The organism is Micromonospora sp. NPDC047756, from assembly GCF_055587245.1.
Genome location: NZ_JBVJGQ010000002.1, coordinates 454,543 through 474,950, shown reverse-complemented (window position 1 = coordinate 474,950; position 20,408 = coordinate 454,543). Strand labels below are relative to the sequence as shown.

At 70.2% G+C, this 20,408-nt stretch carries 13 protein-coding genes; 6 read left to right on the top strand and 7 right to left on the bottom strand.

Going from position 1 to position 20,408, the window contains the following annotated elements:
- Positions 1-70 precede the first annotated feature (70 nt).
- Positions 71-1,279, bottom strand: coding sequence for a cellulose-binding domain-containing protein (locus ACZ6NZ_RS07240; RefSeq protein ID WP_465856627.1), 1,209 nt, complete (start codon positions 1,277-1,279; stop codon positions 71-73).
- 389 nt (positions 1,280-1,668) lie between these two features.
- Positions 1,669-2,223 carry a hypothetical protein gene (locus tag ACZ6NZ_RS07235; RefSeq protein WP_465856625.1) on the bottom strand — a complete coding sequence of 185 codons (555 nt, stop codon included), beginning with the start codon at positions 2,221-2,223 and terminating at the stop codon, positions 1,669-1,671.
- Positions 2,224-2,533: 310 nt separating this feature from the next.
- Here ACZ6NZ_RS07235 and ACZ6NZ_RS07230 point away from each other — a divergent pair, with 310 nt between their 5' ends.
- Positions 2,534-4,654: a ThuA domain-containing protein gene (locus ACZ6NZ_RS07230; protein WP_465856623.1), complete on the top strand. Its 2,121-nt coding sequence runs from the start codon at positions 2,534-2,536 to the stop codon at positions 4,652-4,654.
- Between the two features lie 81 nt (positions 4,655-4,735).
- Here ACZ6NZ_RS07230 and ACZ6NZ_RS07225 read toward each other — a convergent pair whose 3' ends face one another.
- The 3 genes from ACZ6NZ_RS07225 to ACZ6NZ_RS07215 form a co-directional block, all read right to left on the bottom strand.
- The gene (locus ACZ6NZ_RS07225) at positions 4,736-7,216 is read right to left on the bottom strand and encodes a M14 family zinc carboxypeptidase (protein ID WP_465856621.1); all 2,481 of its coding nucleotides are present in this window, start codon (positions 7,214-7,216) and stop codon (positions 4,736-4,738) included.
- Positions 7,217-7,676: 460 nt separating this feature from the next.
- On the bottom strand, positions 7,677-9,032 hold the full coding sequence (locus tag ACZ6NZ_RS07220) for a glycoside hydrolase family 6 protein (protein WP_465856619.1): 1,356 nt from the start codon (positions 9,030-9,032) through the stop codon (positions 7,677-7,679).
- 208 nt (positions 9,033-9,240) lie between these two features.
- On the bottom strand, positions 9,241-10,194 hold the full coding sequence (locus ACZ6NZ_RS07215) for a cyclase family protein (protein ID WP_465856617.1): 954 nt from the start codon (positions 10,192-10,194) through the stop codon (positions 9,241-9,243).
- Between the two features lie 419 nt (positions 10,195-10,613).
- Here ACZ6NZ_RS07215 and ACZ6NZ_RS07210 point away from each other — a divergent pair, with 419 nt between their 5' ends.
- From ACZ6NZ_RS07210 to ACZ6NZ_RS07195, 4 genes are all read left to right on the top strand, one after another.
- The gene (locus ACZ6NZ_RS07210; protein WP_465856615.1) at positions 10,614-11,807 is read left to right on the top strand and encodes an amidohydrolase family protein; all 1,194 of its coding nucleotides are present in this window, start codon (positions 10,614-10,616) and stop codon (positions 11,805-11,807) included.
- Between the two features lie 218 nt (positions 11,808-12,025).
- On the top strand, positions 12,026-13,456 hold the full coding sequence (locus tag ACZ6NZ_RS07205; RefSeq protein WP_465856613.1) for a family 43 glycosylhydrolase: 1,431 nt from the start codon (positions 12,026-12,028) through the stop codon (positions 13,454-13,456).
- Positions 13,457-13,534: 78 nt separating this feature from the next.
- The gene (locus ACZ6NZ_RS07200; protein WP_465856611.1) at positions 13,535-15,193 is read left to right on the top strand and encodes an RICIN domain-containing protein; all 1,659 of its coding nucleotides are present in this window, start codon (positions 13,535-13,537) and stop codon (positions 15,191-15,193) included.
- 119 nt (positions 15,194-15,312) lie between these two features.
- A complete protein-coding gene (locus tag ACZ6NZ_RS07195) occupies positions 15,313-15,837 on the top strand; it encodes a hypothetical protein (protein WP_465856609.1) in 525 nt (174 codons plus the stop codon).
- Positions 15,838-15,889: 52 nt separating this feature from the next.
- On the opposite strand, the gene ACZ6NZ_RS07190 is transcribed toward ACZ6NZ_RS07195, so the two are convergent.
- On the bottom strand, positions 15,890-17,155 hold the full coding sequence (locus ACZ6NZ_RS07190) for a prolyl oligopeptidase family serine peptidase (RefSeq protein WP_465856607.1): 1,266 nt from the start codon (positions 17,153-17,155) through the stop codon (positions 15,890-15,892).
- Between the two features lie 163 nt (positions 17,156-17,318).
- Positions 17,319-17,918: a hypothetical protein gene (locus ACZ6NZ_RS07185; RefSeq protein ID WP_366609102.1), complete on the bottom strand. Its 600-nt coding sequence runs from the start codon at positions 17,916-17,918 to the stop codon at positions 17,319-17,321.
- A 116-nt stretch (positions 17,919-18,034) separates the two neighbouring features.
- Here ACZ6NZ_RS07185 and ACZ6NZ_RS07180 point away from each other — a divergent pair, with 116 nt between their 5' ends.
- Complete coding sequence (locus ACZ6NZ_RS07180; RefSeq protein WP_465856605.1) at positions 18,035-20,350, top strand: tetratricopeptide repeat protein; 2,316 nt, start codon at positions 18,035-18,037, stop codon at positions 20,348-20,350.
- Positions 20,351-20,408: the final 58 nt, after the last annotated feature.

Sequence of the window (20,408 nt, the reverse complement as noted above, 5' to 3'; positions counted from 1 at the left end):
GAGTCACACCCTTGACACGTCCATCGACCGACGGCAGGTCGCCGACGGCCTCGCCCACAACCCCGAAGGGTCAGCAGCCGATCCGGCTGGACCCCAGCGCGACGTCGTCGTACCAGAGAGTGTCGGCTCCGCCGCCGTAGCTCTCCCAGCCCAGCTTCAGGTCGGTGAGCTGCGGCCGCCAGGTGCGGTTGTACCACTGGCCGTCGATGTCGTGCGTCGGTGCGCCGTCCGCGGTCAGCCCGGGAACGACCGTCCCGTCCACCCAGGTACGCAGCTGACCGGCCGCGCCATCCACCATGAACTCCACACAGGTCCACCGGTTGGTGGGCAGCGGCAGGCTCTGCGCCACCCCGGCCGGGCTCTGCTCGGGCAGGGTCGCGTCGTCGGAGGCGCGGTTCCACTGCAGGGCGCCGTTCTGGCCACCCAACCGTAGGTCCCTGTTGCCGTCAGCCGCGTCGGCCATCGCCATCATCGTGGTGTGTTCGGTGGGCTGGGCGGTGGTGTGTCGCACCCAGATCCGGCCGTACCGGACGTTGCCCACGCTGCCGAGGTTCTTCGTGGATCTGATGAAGACGTGGTTGCAGTACCCGGCAGCGCCGTTGATCCGGACCGACCGGCTGCCGCTGTGCGTGGTCGCCGTGTCGATGGTGGCGGTACCCGCGCCGGAACAGTCCGGGCTCACCACGACCCAGTCACCGGACGGCGTCGAACCGGTCTGGCCCTCGAAGCCGTCGCAGAGCACCGCGCCGGCACACCCGGCCGGCGGCTCGGTGGGCGGAGGCGTGGTGGGCGGCGGGGTCGTCGGCGGAGGCGTCGTCGGCGGAGGCGTCGTCGGCGGCGGGGTGGTCGGCGGCACGGCGCCGTTGCACGGCACGCCGTTCAGGCTGAACCCGGTTGGCGCGCCGCCACTGGTGCCGTACGTGCCCTGCAACCCGAACTCGGTGGAGCCGCCGGCCGGGATGCTGCCGTTGTACGACGCGTTGCGGGCGGTCACCGTCGGGCCGGACTGGCTGACCGTGGCGTTCCAGCCGCTGGTGACCCGCTCGTCCCCGGCGTACGTCCAGGTGACGGTCCAACCGGAGACGGCGGCGTCCCCCGGGGAGACCTTGACGGTGGCGGTGAATCCGCCGGGCCACTGGTTGGGTGTGTAGTCGACCCGGCAGCCCTGGGCGGCGGCGGCCGGGCCGGTGAGCAGGGCCGCTCCGGTGGTGGTCGCGGCGGCAGCCAGCGCGGCGGCGACCACCAGGATCGCGGCGGGGCGGGCACGGAAGATCGTCATGAAGGGTCCTTCTGCCATCGAGCTGAGCGGAGGCGGCACGGCGGCGCGTCCTGGACGGACGAGACGTGGCAACGTGCCCTGGCTGCGGCGCGGCGGTGCGCCACAGCGAACGGTCGCGCGTACGACCGACATGCCCGGCTCGGGGTGGACCTGTCAGCCGCCGACGGCCCGGTCCCCGGGACCTCGGCGGCGCCCGCTCACAATCTATTGATGGATGCCGATCGAATCAAGCGTCGACACGGCTGCCAGCAGCGGCGATCACGCAGTTTCAGTTGTCCACACGGACGAGATGCACCTTATGTCGGGACAGCGAGTGCAAGATCGCCGAGCGAGGGACGGAGACCGCCGGCTGTGGGACCTTCCGGTTATCCGCCGTGGGCCCAGCCACTCTAGTGGTCGTTGAGCAGGAAGAAGAGCGTCTGATGTTCGACGTCGAGGAATCCGACGCGCCATCGTGTCGACGGATTCCCCTCGTTGTACAACGTGCTGTGCAGCCATGTCGGCGCGGTCGGTAGGAAGGGGACGAGGGCGGGCCACGCGTCCGCGGGCTCGCTGGAGTGGGACAGTTCATCCAGGTTGACGGAGGACCAGGGCCGGAATTCATACCGCTCCGCCAACGCTCTGGCGTCTTCCGGACGCAGCTTGATCACACCCTGGTACGCCCAGTCCGTCGGGCCGGGCACTCGGGAACACGGGTTGCCGCCAGCACGCAACTGCCAGTGGATCTCGAGGTAATCGCCGAGGTCCGGCAACTCCGTCGGCGGATCCCAGCGGTCGGTCCGAACTTTCGCCTCGGACACCTGCAACGACTTCTGGCACGAACGCACGTCGGCAGGATCATCTCGAACGGCCAGGATCCCGGCCGTGACGCACCCGCCGGCCACCAGCACCATCGTGGCGACCGTGACGAGGGCGACCACCAGCACCGGCCTGCGCGTCTTCATGGTCGTCAGACTAGGAGCCCAGGACCACCCGTCGCCGCCCGAGCCCGGAGTGCGCGGCCAGGGTCTGTCAGGCGGATGATCGGGCGGGCCGATCCGGGCCATCCCCAGGGATTGACCCTCACTGGCACCCGTTGTTAACTGCACATCAACGATGTGGATCGATGTTCATCCGGATGCCGTCAACCCGGCACGGTGACGCCGCTCCGCGTTGTCTCGACATCGCCCTCGTTTCGGCGGACGCGGGCACACCGGGGCACTTCCCGGGGTGCGAGATTTGCATCCGCACGACGATCCAGAGGAGATCGTGTCGATGAAGTTGACGCCACTCACCGCCGCCGTCGTCACCGTACTCACCCTCGCCGCCGGTGCGGCGACGGTGACCTCTGCCCCGGCCGAGGCCGCACCGTTGGGCAAGGTCCTGGTCTTCTCCAAGACCGCCGGATTCCGGCACTCCTCCATCCCCAACGGCATCGCCGCCATCCAGCAGCTCGGCGCGGCGAACGGCTTCACCGTCACCGCCACCGAGGACGCGACGACCTTCACCACTGCCAATCTCGCCCAGTACCAGGCGGTGGTCTTCCTCAGCACCACCGGCGACGTGCTCGACGCCGGGCAGCAGGGCGCCTTCGAGGCGTACGTGGCCGCCGGCGGGGGTTTCGTCGGAGTGCACGCCGCCGCGGACACCGAGTACGACTGGCAGTGGTACGGCGGGCTGGTCGGCGGGTACTTCGCCTCGCACCCGGCCACCCAGCAGGCGACAGTACGGGTCGAGGACCGGGCCAACGTCTCGACCGCGCACCTGCCGTCGACCTGGACCCGCACCGACGAGTGGTACAACTACCGGGCCAATCCCCGCTCGGCGGTCAAGGTGCTGGCCAACCTCGACGAGTCGTCGTACACCGGTGGGTCGATGGGTGGTGACCACCCGATCACCTGGTGCCACAGTTACGGCGGCGGACGCTCCTGGTACACCGGCCTCGGCCACACCGAGCAGAGCTACGCCGACCCGAACTTCACTCGAATGCTGCTGGGCGGCATCCAGGTGGCGGCGGGCGCAGTGGCGGCCGACTGCCGGCCGGAGCCCGGCTACACCCCGCTGTTCGACGGCACCCAGGCCAGCCTCGGGCAGTGGCGGCAGGCGGGCCCGGGCGGCTTCACCCTGGCCGACGGCACCCTCACGTCGAACGGTGGCATGGGGTTGCTCTGGTACCCGGTACGTACCTTCGCCAATTACTCGCTCAAGGTCGACTGGATGATGCCGGGCGACGACAACGGTGGGGTCTTCATCGGTTTCCCCGATCCGCAGGGCGACCCGTGGGGCCCGGTCGCCGCCGGTCACGAGATCCAGATCGACGCCACCGACGGCGACCCGACGCGCACCACCGGCAGCGTCTACAGCTTCCAGGCGCCCAACCAGGCCGCCCGCGCGGCGGCGCTCAACCCACCCGGCTCCTGGAACACCTACGAGATCGGCGTGCACGGCCAGCGGGTCGAGATCTGGCTCAACGGCGTCAAGATCAACGATTACGTCAGCAGCCGGGCCATCGCCAACGGCTACATCGGGTTGCAGAACGACGGCGCCGGAATGGACATCAGCTATCGCAACGTGCGGGTCAGGACCGACGGCCCGAGTGAGCCGCCCGCCACCGACCTGGCCCAGGGCCGGCCGGTGACGGCGTCCAGCGTCGAGCCGGGCAGCGCGCACGCGGCGGGCAACGCCGTGGACGGCAACACGACCACCCGCTGGGGCAGCGCGTACGCGGACCCGCAATGGATCACGGTCGACCTGGGTGCCTCGTACGCGATCAACCGGGTCCGGCTGGCCTGGGAGACGGCCCACGCGCGGGCGTACCAGGTCCAGGTGTCGCCGGACAACGCCACCTGGTCGCCGGTGCACACCACGACCACCGGCGACGGCGGCGTCGACGACCTCACCGGCACCGGCACCGGCCGCTACCTGCGGGTGTACGGCACCCAACGCGCCACCCAGTGGGGCTACTCGCTGTGGGACCTCAACGTCTACGGAACCGCCGCCGGGAGCACCCTGCTCTCCCGGGGCAGGCCGGTCACCACGTCCAGCGTGGAGCCGGGGAGCACGCACGCGGCGACCAACGCCGTGGACGGCAGCACGACCACCCGCTGGGGCAGCGCGTACGCCGACCCGCAGTGGATCTCGGTGGATCTCGGCGCGTCCCGCACCCTCGACCGGGTCCGGCTGACCTGGGAGGCGGCGTACGCGCGGGCGTACCAGGTCCAGGTGTCGCCGGACAATGCCACCTGGTCACCGGCGCACACCACGACCACCGGCGACGGCGGTGTGGACGACATCGCCGTCTCGGCGACCGGTCGCTACCTGCGGGTCCAGGGCACCCAGCGGGCTCTGCCCGCGTACGGCTACTCGCTGTGGGAACTGGAGGTGTACGGCCGCTGACCGCCGTGACCTCTTGTTGTAGAAGTTGCCCCGTCGATGCGGGTGGGTCCGCACCGACGGGGCAACGACTGTCGCGGGGCGTTACCTCTTGGCGATCCTGATCGTCGCGGTGCGGTAGTTGTTGCGCTTGTCGTTCTTCGTCGGGTCGTAGTTCTTCTCGATGTTGCCGGCGCTGTCGACCGAGAACCAGCGGAACGTCGTCGTCTCGGTCACGTGGAACACTTGCCCCGGCTCACGGAACTCGGTCGCGGCGTAGCGGGGCGACTCCAGCGTGGGCCGACTGCCGTCGGTCGTGTAGTAGATGGTGGCCGGCTCACTCGTCTCGAAGCGCACGTCGACCGGCCCGGAGTAACGCCCCGCGCCGGGGACCAGCTGCGACGTCGGGTTCTTGTTGTCCCTACCCCAGTCCGCCGCGACCCGGAACATCTCCATGATCCCGTTGGCGTACTCCATGGTCTCGGCGTGGCCACTGACCAGCTCGGGGTTCCCGTCCCACTCCGGCTGGAACGAACCGCCCTGCCAGTCGCCGGTGGCCGGGTTGTAGACGGAGCCCCCGACCTCCCAGCCGAACGCGTAGATCCCGTAGGTGTGGTAGAGGTCCTCGCGGACGTTGCCCGCCGAGGAGTACAGGACGTCGGACGACCCGCCGACATTCTCCGGCGTGACGACGGTTTCCCGGTGCGCCTTGACCTGGGACAGGATCCGGGCGGCGGACTGCCAGTAGAACGCCTCGTCACCCAGCGGCGGGCGCGGCGTGGTGATCCGGCCGTCCGCGATGTAGGCGCCGGGCTGCCAGAAGAGCTGGCCGCCGTTGGAGTGCACCGACATCATGAACTTGATGTTCTTGTACTTCTCGACCAGCCAGATGATGTTCTTCGACTCGGGCTCGGACAGCTTTTCCGGCCCCTGGTAGGTGCCACTGACGCAGTTGGTCGACCCTCCCGCGTAGCCGTCGTGGCCCGACCCGACGCGGTAGTTCCGGTTCAGGTCGACGCCCCAGGAGTTCCGCTGCGCCGGATCGGCGTTCGCGTCCGGGCAGTGGTTCGTCATGTTCTTACGCTGCGAGGCGAAGTTGTAGAAGCTGTAGTTCGCCCCGTCGGGATTGTTGGACAGGATGAAGAAGACATCGGTGTTCTCGACGATCTTCTTCGTCTCCCGGTCGGAGCGGTAGTTGTGCACCAGACGTTCCGCCGACTCCAGGCTGGTCGTCGCCGGCACCCACTCGCGGGCGTGGTCCTGCGCCTGGATGAGGACACCGGGCTTCTTACCGTCACGATGCTTGCCGATCCGCAGGACCGGGATCGTCGCGGGCCCGCGCGGCACCTCACCCTCCGGTGCTCCGACGCGTTTCTGGTCGAGGGAGTCGGTCAACGCGACCGGGCCGGCCGTCGCAGCGACGATGCCGGTGCCCGCATTGGCGCGGTACGGGTGCGCCCGGTCGATGAGCCCCGCGGAGCGGGTCCGCAGCGCCTCGGCCACCTCGACGGCGGTGCTCGCCGGTGTACCCGAGGCGTCCGTGGCGAGCAGGACCCGGACCGCCGTGCCGGTGACCTCCACCGCCAGCGGAAGATCCGGGTCCGCCCGGCCCACGAAGTCCACCGTGATGTCGTTGCCGCCCTGGTGACCCCACGCCGCCGAGGTGACGACGACCGCCGACTGCCCCGTACCGCCGATCTGGGCCTGCGCCTTGCGTTGGTACCCGTTCGTCTGGTTCGGCAGGTAGACGATCTCGGCGATGTCCGGGTACTGCCGGGCGATCTCCTTGGCCCGGCTGTAGAGCTGCTGCGGGTGCCGGTAGCCGTCCACGAAGTCCGACTTGTAGGACGGGTTCGCCGTCAGCGGCGGCGGGGCGTCCTCCAGCCAGTTGGAGACGACGCCGGTCGCGACGCCACCGGTGGAACTCGTCAGCTTGATCTTGTTGGGGCGTACGTCGAGCTTGAACAGGTTCCGATGGAACATGTACTGCCCCGAGTCGACGAACCGGCTCATCGTCCGGGCGAAGCCGAACGGCGTACCCTTCCCCGAGTCGTTCTCCACCTGCATCCCGACGATCGGGTCTTCCTGCTGCCCCTCGGTGGTGCGCGCCTCGACGTAGAGGAAGCCCTGACCCTTCGTGGTGAACCAGTCGGCGCGGACGACGCGTACCGTCGCGTCGTGGTTCGCCGGCTGGGTCGCCCGCGCGCCGGCCGCGCCGACGCCAAGGCCACCATCGGCCTCGTCGCTCCAGGCGAAGCCCGCGTCGTCGCCGAGCACCTCGACGCCCATGGCGGTCAGTTCGGTGACCTGCTCGGCGGTCACCACCGCTTCGCCCTCGATGCCGTCCGGCACGCGCCGGAGGCCGTGTTCGAGGTCGATGCCGGCCGCGGACACCTTGTCCAGCATGTCGGCACCGGTCAGCCTGATGTGCACGAGGTGTGCCGCCGCACGATCCTCAGGCTGGGATCGGCTGGCGGCGGCTGCCAGCTCCGTCGGATCCGCGCCCGCGGGGCCGGTCGTCACGAGGATGCTGCCCACCAGGGTGGACAGCGCGAGTAGCGCGATGCGCCGTTGTGATCGCCGCATTCCCCCTCCTTCTGCCTACGACGGGTGATTGCCGGCGGACCGGTCCGGTGAGCGTATGCGGGTGCGTGGCCGCAAGGGTTGACGGCGATCGAATTTGAGCATTCCTTGAGGCGACCGGCGTCGGCGCTCCGCGCCGCCACGTCCGTACCCCGCGCAGCCTGTCCCCCGGCGGAGGGAGCACCTCCCCTTCTGTCGGGGAGGAGAACCGGGCTGCGGCCGGCGATCGTTTGTCCATGGCTGTCGTTGACGTGGCTACCGACCGGTGCCGCTGTGCACGCGCCGCTGGGCGCCCTAACCACATCGACCGAGGACGCTGGGACCGACTCTCAGGATCGGAGCATCAATGAGCCGCACTGACTCTGCCCACGTCTCGACCGCCGCCCCGCCGCGCTGGGCGACCTGGGCCGCCTACGCCGCCGTGGCCGCCGACTACCGCCGGCGCGCGGCCATGGCGGGAGCGTCACAGGGGCGGCCAGGCGTTGGCCAACAACTGACGGAAGTGCGCCGGGAACCACTCTCCTAACGGTGGCGAACCAGGCATCGCACCTGTGTCGTAGGCGGATCCGCGAGGCGGCAGATAGTTCGGGTCACACATCGGCTCGTACGGCTGGCCGACGTTCGGACTGGCGCTGACGCCATCGGACTCGCCGGGCGGCTTGGCCCAGACGTAGGCGTCGATGCCCGGTTCCGGCTCGGCGACCGGACGCTGCCCGAGACCGGCGCCCCGCTGGTTGCACCAGTTCCCGACCGCCGCCCGCCGGTCGATCCGGCTGCCGTCGACGTACCGGTTCAGTTCGCTTGAGGGCGCCGGGCCGGTGGGGCGGTTCGGGCCGCCCCAACCGTTGCGGGAGGTATCGACGACGACGCCCGCGTCCGGGGAGAAGCCCGCCTCCGTCAACAGTCCCCGCAGGTGTCGCGCGTAGGGCACCTCGTCGATGAACGGGTTCCAGTCGACCCACTTCGACTGGTACACCGGTTGGCCGTTGATGACATCGTCGACCCGGAAGTGTTCCTCGTGCAGGACCGAGTAGTTGGCGGTGTTGGCCACGAAGCCGTGAACGTCGGCCATCGTGCTGCCGGCGGTGGTCGCGACCTGCGACAGCAGCGCCGTCAGCGGACCCGAGTCCTCCGGCCACCCGACGTCGGCGTGGTGACTGATGTCGAGGTAGGAGTAGACGTTGGACAGGGATCCGAGCCGTGCCAGGGCGTACCCGATCCCGTGCTGGTAGGTGCCGCGCGCCAACGCGTCGTCGCAGGCCGGTGTGGCCGCGTACCGGTTGCCGGTGTTGAGGACGAGGTCGGGCAGCGAGTTCGGTTCGACGAAGACGACGATCCGCAGGCCGGCGTAGTCGGGCGCAGCGAGGATCTCGACAATCGGATCGACGAACTCCGTCCGGTACAGGGCAAGGTCCCCGATCGACAGCTCACCCTGCGGGCCCCGCCGGCCGCAGTCGCGGGCCGGCAGGTTGTAGAGGGTCAACTGGACGAGGTCGGCGTGCTGTGCCACGGCGGCGTCCAGGTGCTCGCGCAGGCCCATCCTTCCGTCGTCTCCCTCGATCCTGGCGATCCGGTCCAGCCAGACCGCTGTCGGCTGACCGGCGACCGCGTCGCCGCCGGGTTCCGCCACGGCGCGGTCGACCCACTCGGGATTGACGTAGACCTGGGCGCCGACATAGGGGTTGGCCACCCGAGGCGGCGGATCGGCCGCGTTGGCCGGACCGGCGGCGGCGAGCACCGCCACGACGAGGATGGACACGGCGGCGGCGAGGACCGGGCGGACCCGGGCGGGTACGTATTCCTGACGCGGCATGGTCATGGTGGTGGCCTCCCGAACCTGACCCGGCGGCGCGCCGCGGCTGCCGGCCCGGCCTGATTGCTCCGACCGCGTCTCACCACGGCCGACAACCCTGCCGAGATTCATAGACTTCTATCTCTTACCGCATTATGCCGCACCGGCGTCGGACCCGGAGCCCCTTCCTCATGGCGCGGCAGAACCCGGTACGGAGCCGCCACCGCCGCGACGGTCAGAACGTGGCGATCGGATTGATCGGGCTGCCGGACGTTCCGGCGAAGCGAACCGGTGCGACCGCCAACTGGAAGTCCCACTGACCGAGTTCGGCAGCCGTCGTCGCGCAGGCCTCCAGGTCACAGTTGTCGAGCATCCACAGCCCCATCGCGACGAGGCTCACGGCGTGGACCGGCATCAGCACGTCGTCGTACCCCGACGGTTGAACGTCCTGTGGGGTGTCGGCGCCGATCAGCGCCACCCCCCGATCGCGCAGCCACGGCAGGCAGGAGGCGTGCCAGCCGGCCTGGGTGAAACCGCTGGCCGCGCCGTTCTCGTGTCGGAATCGCCCGTAGCCGGTCCGCAGGAGTACGGCGTCACCGGGTCGTACCCGTACACCCTGGCGGCGCTCGGCCTCTTCGAGGTCGCCGGGCAACACCCCCTGGCCCGGCTCCAACCACGGCACACCACGGGCAGTCGCGACGTCGAGCAGGACACCACGCGTGACGATGCCGTTCGCGGCCGCCGTGACGGCCGCCCACGCCGAGCCCGTCGCCGCGTCGACGAGTGAGTGCGACCGTCCGTTGTACAGGGCGCCGTCCCAGTAGATGTGGCACGGCGAATCGAGGTGGGTGAGGGTGTTGCCGTGGAACGAGATGCCGAGCTGCTCGGACGAGAAGCCCCAGCGCCGGTCGGCGTGGAAGGCGGGCGGCATGTTCTCCGCACCCGGCATGTCGGCGGCGCGTGGGCACGTCGTCGTCGACCGCTCCATGTCTCCCGGTGCGGTGACGTCCCAGGCGCAGGACACGCTCCTGCCGTGGCGCACTGCCCGCGCCGCCGCGAGCCGGACGTCGTCGGTGATGTGGTTGAGCGTGCCGAGTTCGTCGTCGTCACCCCATCGCCCCCAGTTCGACAGCGTGTCGAAGTACCCGAGCACCTCGTCCTGGCTCGGCACCGGTCGCCCTGACGTCATGTCAGCATCGACTCCTCAGGTCACGTGGTCACGAAACACCGCAGGTCAGGGTAGCCCGCCGAGTAATGCCAGGAGGACATCGATGCGGAGACGACCCCGGCGACCGGGGGCGTCGAGGGTTGTCTCCAGCCTCGACCAGGTATCCGTCCGGGGCGCGCAGGTGGTGGGGGCGTCGACCTGCCACACCAGAGACACCCGTCCTTTGCTCTGCACCCGCCCATGCGCCAGTTACGGACCGTGCCTGGTGCGTGGGCGGGTGCAGAGCAAAGGACGAATTCCCGGCACGGGACACCACGCGGCGGAGCCGCTCACTCGGCTGAGGGACGAGACATCGCTCTGGCGAGGGAGGCCGCGCGCACCTGGCGGTGCGATGGTCAAGCCATCACCGGTGGTGACTGCGCCGAGCGGGGTGGGCGGGGATGACGATGGCGAGACATGCGGTCCGGGTTGCCCGGATGTTCGACGGCGAACGGCTCGTGGGCGGCGGGGCGCTGATCCTGCTCGACGAGGGGCGCATCGCCGATGTGCACCTGGGTAACGCCGAGGCGCCGGAAGGCTGGCCGGTGCGCGAGGAGCCGAACGGCACCCTGCTACCCGGCTTGGTGGACGCGCACGTACACCTCTGCGCCGACGCCGGACCGGACGCGCTCGGCCGGCTCACCGAGCAGCGCGAGACGGACCTCGACGCGGTCGTCGAGGCGTCACTGCGCAGACATCTGGTCGCCGGCGTGACGACGGTCCGGGACCTGGGCGACCGGCGTGGCGCGGTGCTCCGTTGGCGCGATCGGCGGGTGCGGGACGACCTGCCGACGGTGGTCGGGTCCGGCGCACCGCTCACCAGCGTCGGCGGGCACGGCTGGTCGTTGGGGGGTGAGGTGGGCGGTGCCGACGGGGTTCGCGAGGCCGTACGTCTGCGGGCGGCGGCCGGTGCCGATCTGGTGAAGGTCATGGCCAGCGGCGGGGTGTTCACCCCGGGCACCGACACCACGAGGCCCCAGTTCACCGACGAGGAGCTGTCCGCCGCGTTGACGCAGGCCCATGATCTGGGCCTGCCGGTGACCGCGCACGCGCACGCGCTCGGCGCGGTCGAGCAGGCGCTGCGCGTGGGCGTGGACGGCATTGAGCACTGCACCTGCGTGACCGCTGCGGGTGCCCGTGTCCCCGCGGAGCTCGCGGACCGCCTGGCCGCGTCCAGGGTGGCGGTCTGTGCCACGCTCGGCACCGACCCGGCCGTGGTCACGCCACCGGAGGTGGTGGAGATGGCGGCACGGGCCGGGCTCAGCGAGGGCGCGCTGCGCGACGGCGTTGCCACTCTGCACCGGGCCGGGGTCCGCCTGGTGGCCGGTTCGGACGCGGGCCTCGGCCCCGCCAAGCCGCACGGGATCCTGCCCGAGACGCTCGTCGAGTACGTGGCCTGCGGAATTCCCGCCACTGTCGCCCTCGCCACGGCGACCTCGGTCGGCGCCGAGGTGTGTGGCCTGGGGCGTCGCAAGGGCCGGGTCCGCCCCGGATTCGAGGCCGACCTGCTGATTGTGGACGGTGATCCCACGAACGACATCACGGTGTTGCGGGGTCCGCTCGCGGTGTACCGCGCCGGTGTGCCGGTGAGATGAAGACCTTGACATCTATCGATGTTAACGCCAACATTAACTCCGCCACCTGGTAGTAACGCCACCGTCACATTTCCAGCCCTTCGTGCCTCTCCCCCGGTGCTGGTCAGTTGCCACCCCGAGCTCGCGGAGGACAGATGCCGCTGCCATCCCCTCGAACCGACCCGAACACCCGTCGGGCCGTCCACCGGGGGCCTGCCGGCCACGGCGTCCCTCGACGCGTGCGGTCGCTGCTGGCTGCGGTCCTGGTGGTGCTGTCCGTGTCGGCCGGCCTGCCCGTGGCCGCGCCCGCGCACGCCGCGCCCGCCGTCGCCTACACCAACCCGCTGGTGAACCAGCGGGCCGACCCGCACATCTTCCGGCACACCGACGGCTACTACTACCTGACCGCGACGGTGCCGCAGTACGACCGGATCGTGCTGCGCCGGGCCACCACCCTGCAAGGGTTGGCAACGGCGGCGGAGACGACGATCTGGAGCCGCCACACCAGCGGTGAGATGGGCGCCCACATCTGGGCGCCAGAGATCCACTTCATCAACAACCGGTGGTACGTCTACTTCGCCGCGGGCCGGACCGACGACGTGTGGCGGATCCGGATGTACGTGTTGGAGAACGCCAACGCGAACCCGTTGACCGGTTCGTGGACCGAACGCGGCCGGATCACCACACCCTGGGACACCTTCAGTCTGGACGCCTCGACCTTCGTCGCCAACGGGGTGCGCTATCTGACCTGGGCCCAGCAGGAGCCGGCCATCGGGAACAACTCCAACGTCTACCTCGCCCGGATGGGCGCCAACCCGTGGCAGATCACCGGCACCGTGACCCGGCTCGTCGTCCCGACGTACGACTGGGAGACCCGTGGCTACCGGGTCGCCGAGGGACCGGCGGTGATCCAACGCAACGGCCGGATCTTCCTGACCTACTCGGCCAGCGCCACGGACGCCAACTACTGCCTCGGCATGCTGAGCGCCTCCGCCGGCGCGAACCTGCTCGACGCCAACTCCTGGAGCAAGAGCCCCAGCCCGGTGTTCGCCAGCAACGCGGCCACCAGCCAGTACGGCCCGGGCCACAACTCGTTCACCGTCTCCGAGGACGGGCAGAGCGACATCCTCGTCTACCACGACCGGAACTACCGCGACATCACCGGCGATCCGCTCAACGACCCGAACCGACGCACCCGGCTGCAGAAGGTGTACTGGAACGCCGACGGCACCCCCAACTTCGGCATCCCGGTGCCCGACGGGGCCACGCCGGTGCGGCTGCGGTCACACGATCAGGCCAGCAGCTACATCCGGCACTACGACTACCGGGCGCGGGTCGAGCCGAATGTGGCGAACCTGGCCGACTCCCAGTTCCGCATTGTCAGCGGTCTCGCCGGTGCCGGCTCGGTGTCGCTGGAGTCGACCAACTTCCCCGGTTACTACCTACGTCACCGGGGCTACGCCCTGTACGTGGAGAAGAACGACGGCTCGGCGCTGTTCGGCGGCGACGCGAGCTTCCGCCGTCAAGCCGGCCTCGCCGACAGCGCCGGGATCTCCCTGGAGTCGCAGAACTTCCCGGGTCGCCACGTACGCCACCGCGACGGGCTGCTCTACATCGAGACCGTCAGTTCGAGCGCCGAACGCGCCTCGGCCACCTTCCACCTGGAGTAACCGCCCACAGGTCGAGGTGCCCACGGTCGTCGACACCCGTTCCGGTTCGCCCGGAGCCCATTCCAGCCAGGAGGAGCGATGCCCTTCACCAGCACGAGAAGACCGTCCGGCGGTGGGTCGACCCGTCGCGGCCGGCGTACGGGCCTGGTGCTCGCCATGATCACCATGCTGGTCGGCGCCGCCGGTGCCGTTGTGGTCGGCGCACCACCGGCAGCGGCGGCGAGCATCGACACCAACGCGTACTACGTCCTGGTCAACCGCAACAGCGGCAAGGTCCTCGACGTCCGGGACACCTCGACCGCGGACGGCGCGGTGATCCAGCAGTGGTCCCGCAACGACGGCGCGTGGCAACAGTTCCAGTTCGTCTCCTCCGGCAGCGGTTACTACCGGCTCAAGGCCCGGCACAGTGGCAAGGTCGTCGACCTCTGGGAGTGGAACACCGCCGACGGCGCCGAGTTCCGCCAGTGGCCCGATGCCAACGGCACCAACCAGCAGTTCCAGGTCCTCGACTCCGACAGCGGCTATGTCCGGCTGATCAACCGCCACTCCGCGAAGGCACTCGAGGTCTGGGAGCGGTCCACCGCCGACGGCGGTCGGATCAGCCAGTACGCCGACCTCAACGGGACGAACCAGCAGTGGCAACTGGTCACGGTCGGCGGTGGCGGCACGCCGCCGACCACCGGCTGTGGCAGCGGGTCGACGAACGCCGAGGCCGTACTGAGTGGGAGCACCTGGACGGCCCGCAACGGCTCGTCGACGGTCTACTCGGGTTCGGACATGCTGTCGGCGATGCAGGCGGCGGTCAACTCGCTCTCGGCGGGTCGTACGTCGAAGCAGCGGGTGGTGGTTCGCGGCTCCGGCTCGATGAGTGCGGGCTCGCGGTTGTCGCTGCCGTCGTACACGACGCTGGCCGTGTGCGGCACGATCAACGTGACCGGGTCGGGCTCGGGTGACCAGGCACCGGTGTACTCGCGGGGAACCACTGACGTCGAGGTGCAGAACCTCACGCTGACCGGTTCGCCGTTGTACGGGATCTTCATGCGCAACGTCAACAACCTGACCCTCGGGCAGATCGACATGCGGCTCTCCGGTGGTCTGGGCATCCGGATCGACAACCACGGGGGAGATCGCGCGGTCAAGGTGCGCAACATCCGCATCGACACGGTGTACGTGTCGGGGACCGGCACCCACGGGGTGGAGACGTACGGCGTGGACGGCCTGACGATCGGCACTGTCACCGCGCGGAACACCCGGGATTCGGGTCTGCTGCTCAATGACACGATCAACGCCACCGTTGGCACTGTCGACGCGCAGGGCGCCGGGGCCGGAACCGGGTACGCGGCGTTCCGGATGGCCAACCGCAACGGCCGGGTGGGCAACTCGTACCCGACCAACATCCGGGTCGGGACCGTGCTCGCGTCCGGCGGTGGCCGGGGGATCTTCTGCGTGTCCGAGTCCGGTGGCGCTGTCATCGACCGGGTGACGATCTCGAACACGGGGAACAACGCGATCCTGGTGGAGAACTGCTACAACGTCGTCATCGCCGGGGTTTCCGGGACGGTCACGGGGGGCGGTGAGGTGCGGATCGCGGCCCGGAGTGAATTCCCGATCTCCTCCGGCATCCGGTTCCAGAATCTGACCGTCAGCGGCACCAACATCACCCAGAGCCCCTGCGGTGGGGCGAACAACACGATCAGCAACGTCACCCGGGTGAACTCGACGCTGACGTGGTGTTGACCCGGCGCGGTGCGGCCGCCCGGATCCAGGGCGGCCGCTCCGGGCCGGATCGTGCTCGTGCGCCGGACCGGGCCGGTCGCGGGGTTTCGCCGGCGGTCGCTTGCGGGTAGCGATGGCCCATGAACCGCAATCTCGTCAAGGCTCTGCAGGTCGCGTGGGAGTTGCCGGAGTTCCGCACCGGGGTGCGACACGTGATCGATCTCGATGAGGTCGCGGTGCTGCTGGCCACGCTGTCCGTTCCGGAGCATGACCACGAGGTGGAGCGCAGCCTGCTGAGCCTGCTGCGGTCCGCCCTGGACACTGTCGAGATCCGGGAAGCCGTGTTGCTGCTGCTGGAGCAGGACGAGGTGCGCAGGCCGCTCGTCGCGGCGGCGGTGGAGCCGCTGGCGGAGCGGCCGGCTCTGGCTGCCGCCATCGCGTCGGCGGCCGAGGATCCGGTGGTGCGGCGTGAGGTGCGGGCGGTGCTGGCCAGCGCCACGGTGCGCGAGCTGATCTGGCAGGCGATCGAGAACCAGCTGAGCGAGGACCGGTTCGGTCTGATCCGCCGGGCGGCGGTGCTGTTCGTGCGGCACCCGAGCGTCCGGCGTCTCGCCTGGGCCCTGCGCCGGCACGGGGTGTTGCGGGAACTACGCCGCAACCGGTGATCGACGCCAGCCGGTGCCACCGGCACCGGCTGGCACGACCTCGTACGGAGGATCACCGACGACGGCGGGCCATCCACTGCCAGAGGTGGGTGCCGTCGAGGCTCGGGTCGTTGCGGGCCACGTAGATCCAGGACCAGTGGCCGGGGAACTGGTAGCCGTTCCAGACGACGTGGTCGTACAGGCTGACCAGTGATCCCGGGATGAGGTCGTGGGCGTGGATCGTGTTGGTCTCGGGCGGCACCGTGTCGTCGTCGAGCGAGGTGACCAGCCAGGTCGGGGTCTTGATCTGCGCCAGCTCCGCGTCGGTGATCAGCGGCGGGCCCTCCCCGCTGAGCGGCTGGACGATGCCGCAGATCGGCACCGACGCGGCGAACAGGTCGGGGTAGGCGACTGTCATCTCCAGTGACATGTAGCCACCGTTGCTGCACCCGACCACGTAGATCCGGTCCGGATCGACACGCTTGCGGCGGACGAGGTCCTGGACGATCTCGCGGATCAGCGGGGCGAACCGGGGGCCGTCCTCCATCCAGTAGGAGGTGCTCTGCGGGGCGACGACGTACGCGCCGGAGAAGATCCGCTGGGCCTGCGGGGTGGCGAAACCGAGCGCGCCCCGGTTGGCGCGCAGCGTGGTCTCGTTGTCGTAGTAGTCGTCCGGCAGTGAGGCGCCCTCGCCGCCGCCGTGCAGCCAGACGATCAGCGGTCTCCGACCGCGCCGGGGCGAGTGGTCGGGAGAGTAGAGCCGGTACTTCAGACCCGAGCGCGAGACGTGGTGGCTGAAGGCGTCGACCTCGGGGTTGGACAGCCGCCCCTGCACGAAGCGCGTGATGGTGAGCGGCGAGCCGTGACGTCGGACGATCGGGGTGTTCTGGGTGATGGTGTAGACGAGGTCCAGCCGGACGTTGCGGCCCCTGCTCAGGATGTAGCCGAGGGTGCCACCGCCGGGTTGACCCTCGGCGTGGCTCAACTCCAGCACGATGTTGCCCTGCCGGTCGAGTCGGGCGGCGGTCACCGTGCGGTCCAGGTCGTACTCGCTGAAGATCAGGTCGCCGGGGGCGATCGGGATCGGGCTGGTGGCCTTGGCATGCACGCTGAACGTGCCGGGGGTCAGCCCGGCCGGGTCGATCGACCCGAGCCGGGCGGTGTCGAGGGTGACCGAGGTGACCTGCTCACCGCCGTCGAGCGTTCTCGCGTCGAGGGTGAAGCTCACGCTGGTCGGGTGGTGACCACCGGCGTGGGCGGCGACGCCGGGCAGGGCCAGGCCGAAGGCGGCACCGGCCCCTCCGGCCAGAACGGTGCGACGAGTGACAGGCGTGGACATGCGACCCCCGTACCTCAAGGTGTAGACGATCGTCGATGACATCTCAACGTAACGCGGTGGAGATCCGCTGGCAACCGGTGCGGAAACAGGTGATCAGGGCGTCCCCTGAGCCGCCTGGGAGACGCCCTGACCGATCATGGGAGCAACGCCGCCCCCGACACCGTCAGCTCAGGCGCTGGAACACGGAGAACGGGTAGACCCAGGCGGGGTTGAAGATGAGGCCCAGCCGGTGCAGGTACCGCTGGCAGGTGCCCGGTTGCGCGGGGTCGGTGCAGAAGGTCACCCACAGCTCGGAGTAACCATCCTTCTCGGTCGGGCTGTAGTGCACGACCTGGTCCCGCACGACGAACTGCATCGAGGTCAGTCGGGGGTCCTGCACGTCGTTGGGGAACGAGAGCGAGGTGTCCAGGCCGTACAGCACGATCTCGTTGGAGAACAGGCAGACGCTCGCCTGGAAGTACATCTCGTAGATGGTGGTGTAGGTGGCGGTCTCGTAGACCTCCTCGGAGACCTCCTCGCGGTAGCAGGGGGTGCCCGGCGGGAACGCGGGCGGCGTGGGCACCTGGATGGCGTTCGTCGTGATGTCACCCGTGGTGCGCGCCGCCTTCCCCGACGCGGTCACCCCGAGGCCGTTGTCGGCGCAGGCCGCCCTGGTCTCGCAGACGGCTGCGCCGGGCGCCGCCGACGCGGCCGCCGCCGGCACGGTGAGCGTCGCCGCGAGCACGGTCAGGGCCAGGACCAGAGGCTTGAGATGTACGGACACATGACCTCCAATGGTTCGATCAGTGCGTTCTGCACCCGAGCAGGATCGCCGATCGGTCCCGGCCCTGGCCGGGATTCCGTACACGGCCGTACACTGACGAACGTCGATTGTCGACGGTGGGGAGCAGGGCGCTGGATGCTGCGGGGGCGCGAACGTCCGACGACCTCGCCGGGTTGTTGCGGGCGTTGCGACGCAGGCACGCCCGCCAACAGGGCGACAGTGAGCTGAGCTATCGGGAGCTGGCCGCGCGCACCGGCTGGTCGCACACCGCTGTCGCCGAATACCTCACCGGCAAGACGCTGCCACCGACCGACCGGCTCGACGCGCTGGTCCGGCTCCTCGGTGCCACGCCGGCCGAGCAGGGCGCGTTGGCCACCGCCCGGGACCGCATCGAGGAGAGCCGCCGCCGCGCCCCACGCGCAGCCGTCCGGATGGTGCCCCGACAGCTGCCCGCCGACGTGGCCAACCTTGCCGGGCGGGACGACGAGTTGGCCCTTCTCGACAAGCTCGTCGCCGCGCCCACCGCCGTCGTGGTCGCCGCGATCTCGGGTACCGCCGGGGTGGGCAAGACCGCCCTGGCCGTGCACTGGGCGCATCGGGTCGCCGACCGGTTCGACGACGGTCAGCTCTACGTCAACCTGCGGGGCTTCGACCCGCGCGGGCAGACACTGAGCGCCGCCAAGGCGCTGCACGGCTTCCTGGACGCGCTGGAGGTGCCGGCCGCCCGGGTGCCCGCCGATCTCGACGCGCAGGCCGCCCTGTACCGCAGCGCGCTGGCCGGCAAGCGGGTCCTCATCGTGCTGGACAACGCGCGCGACGCCGAACAGGTCCGTCCGTTGCTGCCCGGCACGTCCACCACCGTGGTGCTGGTGACGAGCCGCAACCAGCTCACCTCGCTGGTCAGCCTCGACAGCGCGCACCCGATTCCGCTCGGCCTGCTCAGCCGCGATGCGGCACGTCACGTGCTCACCAATCGGCTCGGCGCGGAACGGGTGGCCGCGGAGCCGGTGGCCGCCGAGGCGATCATCGCCGCCTGCGCCCGGCTACCGCTGGCGTTGAGCATCGCCGCCGCCAGAGCCCAGCAGTCCGGATTCCCGCTGACCACCCTCGCGACCGAGTTGGGGACGGCCGGTCGGCGGTTCGGTGTGCTGGACGCGGGTGACGCGGTCGGTGAGGTACGAGCGGTGTTCTCCTGGTCGTACACCGCGCTCACCCCGCCGGGGGCCGGCCTGTTCCGGTTGCTGGGCCTGCACCCGGGCCCGGACATCACGGTGGCCGCAGCGGCGAGCCTGGCCGGTCTTTCGGCGGACCGAACCCTCCGGTCGCTGACCGAGTTGACCCGCGCCAACCTGCTGGCGGAGTACCGGCCCGGCCGGTTCACGGCGCACGACCTGTTGCGGGCGTACGCCGCCGAACTCAGCGACGGCACCGATCCCGAGCCGGACCGGCGGGCCGCCACCACTCGGCTTCTCGACCACTACACGCACACCACCCACACCGCCGACGCCCTGCTGCGCCCGCACAGTGACCCGGTCGACCACCTCATGACCCCGTCCGCGGCCGGTGTGCGGCCGGAGCGGCCCACCACCCATGCGGAGGCGATGGCCTGGTTGACCGCGGAGCACCCGGTCCTGCTCGCCGCGCTCCGGCAGGCCGCCGCCGCGGGATTCGACGCGCACACCTGGCGGCTGGGGCGGGCCCTCGACACGTTCCTGGACCGGCAGGGGCACTGGCATGACCGCCTCGAAACCTGTCGGGCGGCCCTGCGCGCCGCCGAGCGTCTCGGTGACCCGGTCGCGCAGGCGGTCGCGCACCGCTTCCTCGCCGGCGCGCACACCGTGGTCAACCGGTACGCCGACGCGCAGGAGCACCTCGAACAGGCTCTCGGTCTCTATGTCCGCGCCGCGGACACCGAGGGCGAGGCGCGTACGCACCAGAACCTCGCCTCGTTGTGGGACCGGCGAGGAGAGCCGCGCAAGGCCCTTGAGCACTCGGAGCGGACCCTCGTGCTGGCCCGGGCGGCCGGTCACCGCAGGGCGCAGGCCGACGCGCTCAACGCGGTCGGCTGGTGCCATGCCCAGCTCGGCGATCACCTCGCGGCATTGGCGTACTGCGATCAGGCGCTCGAACTCCTCCAGCAGCTCGGCGACCGCGCCGGCGAGGCCGCCACCTGGGACAGTCTCGGCTTCGCACACCATCACCTCGGTCGGTTCGACCGGGCCGTGCAGTGCTACGAGCGGACGCTGGAACTGACCCGCGACCTCGGCGACCGCTGGGGCGAGGCGGACACCCTCAGCCGGCTCGGCGACACCCGCCACGCCCTCGGCGACCCCGCCTCCGGCCGGGCCGACTGGCAACGGGCACTGGACATCTTCACGGCGCTCGAGCACGCGGACGCCGCCGCCGTCCGAGCCAAGTTGCAGCGGCACTGATCGCGACCGCCTCGTACTTTGGGACGATCTGCAGTCGCACCACCGTTCGTACGATGAA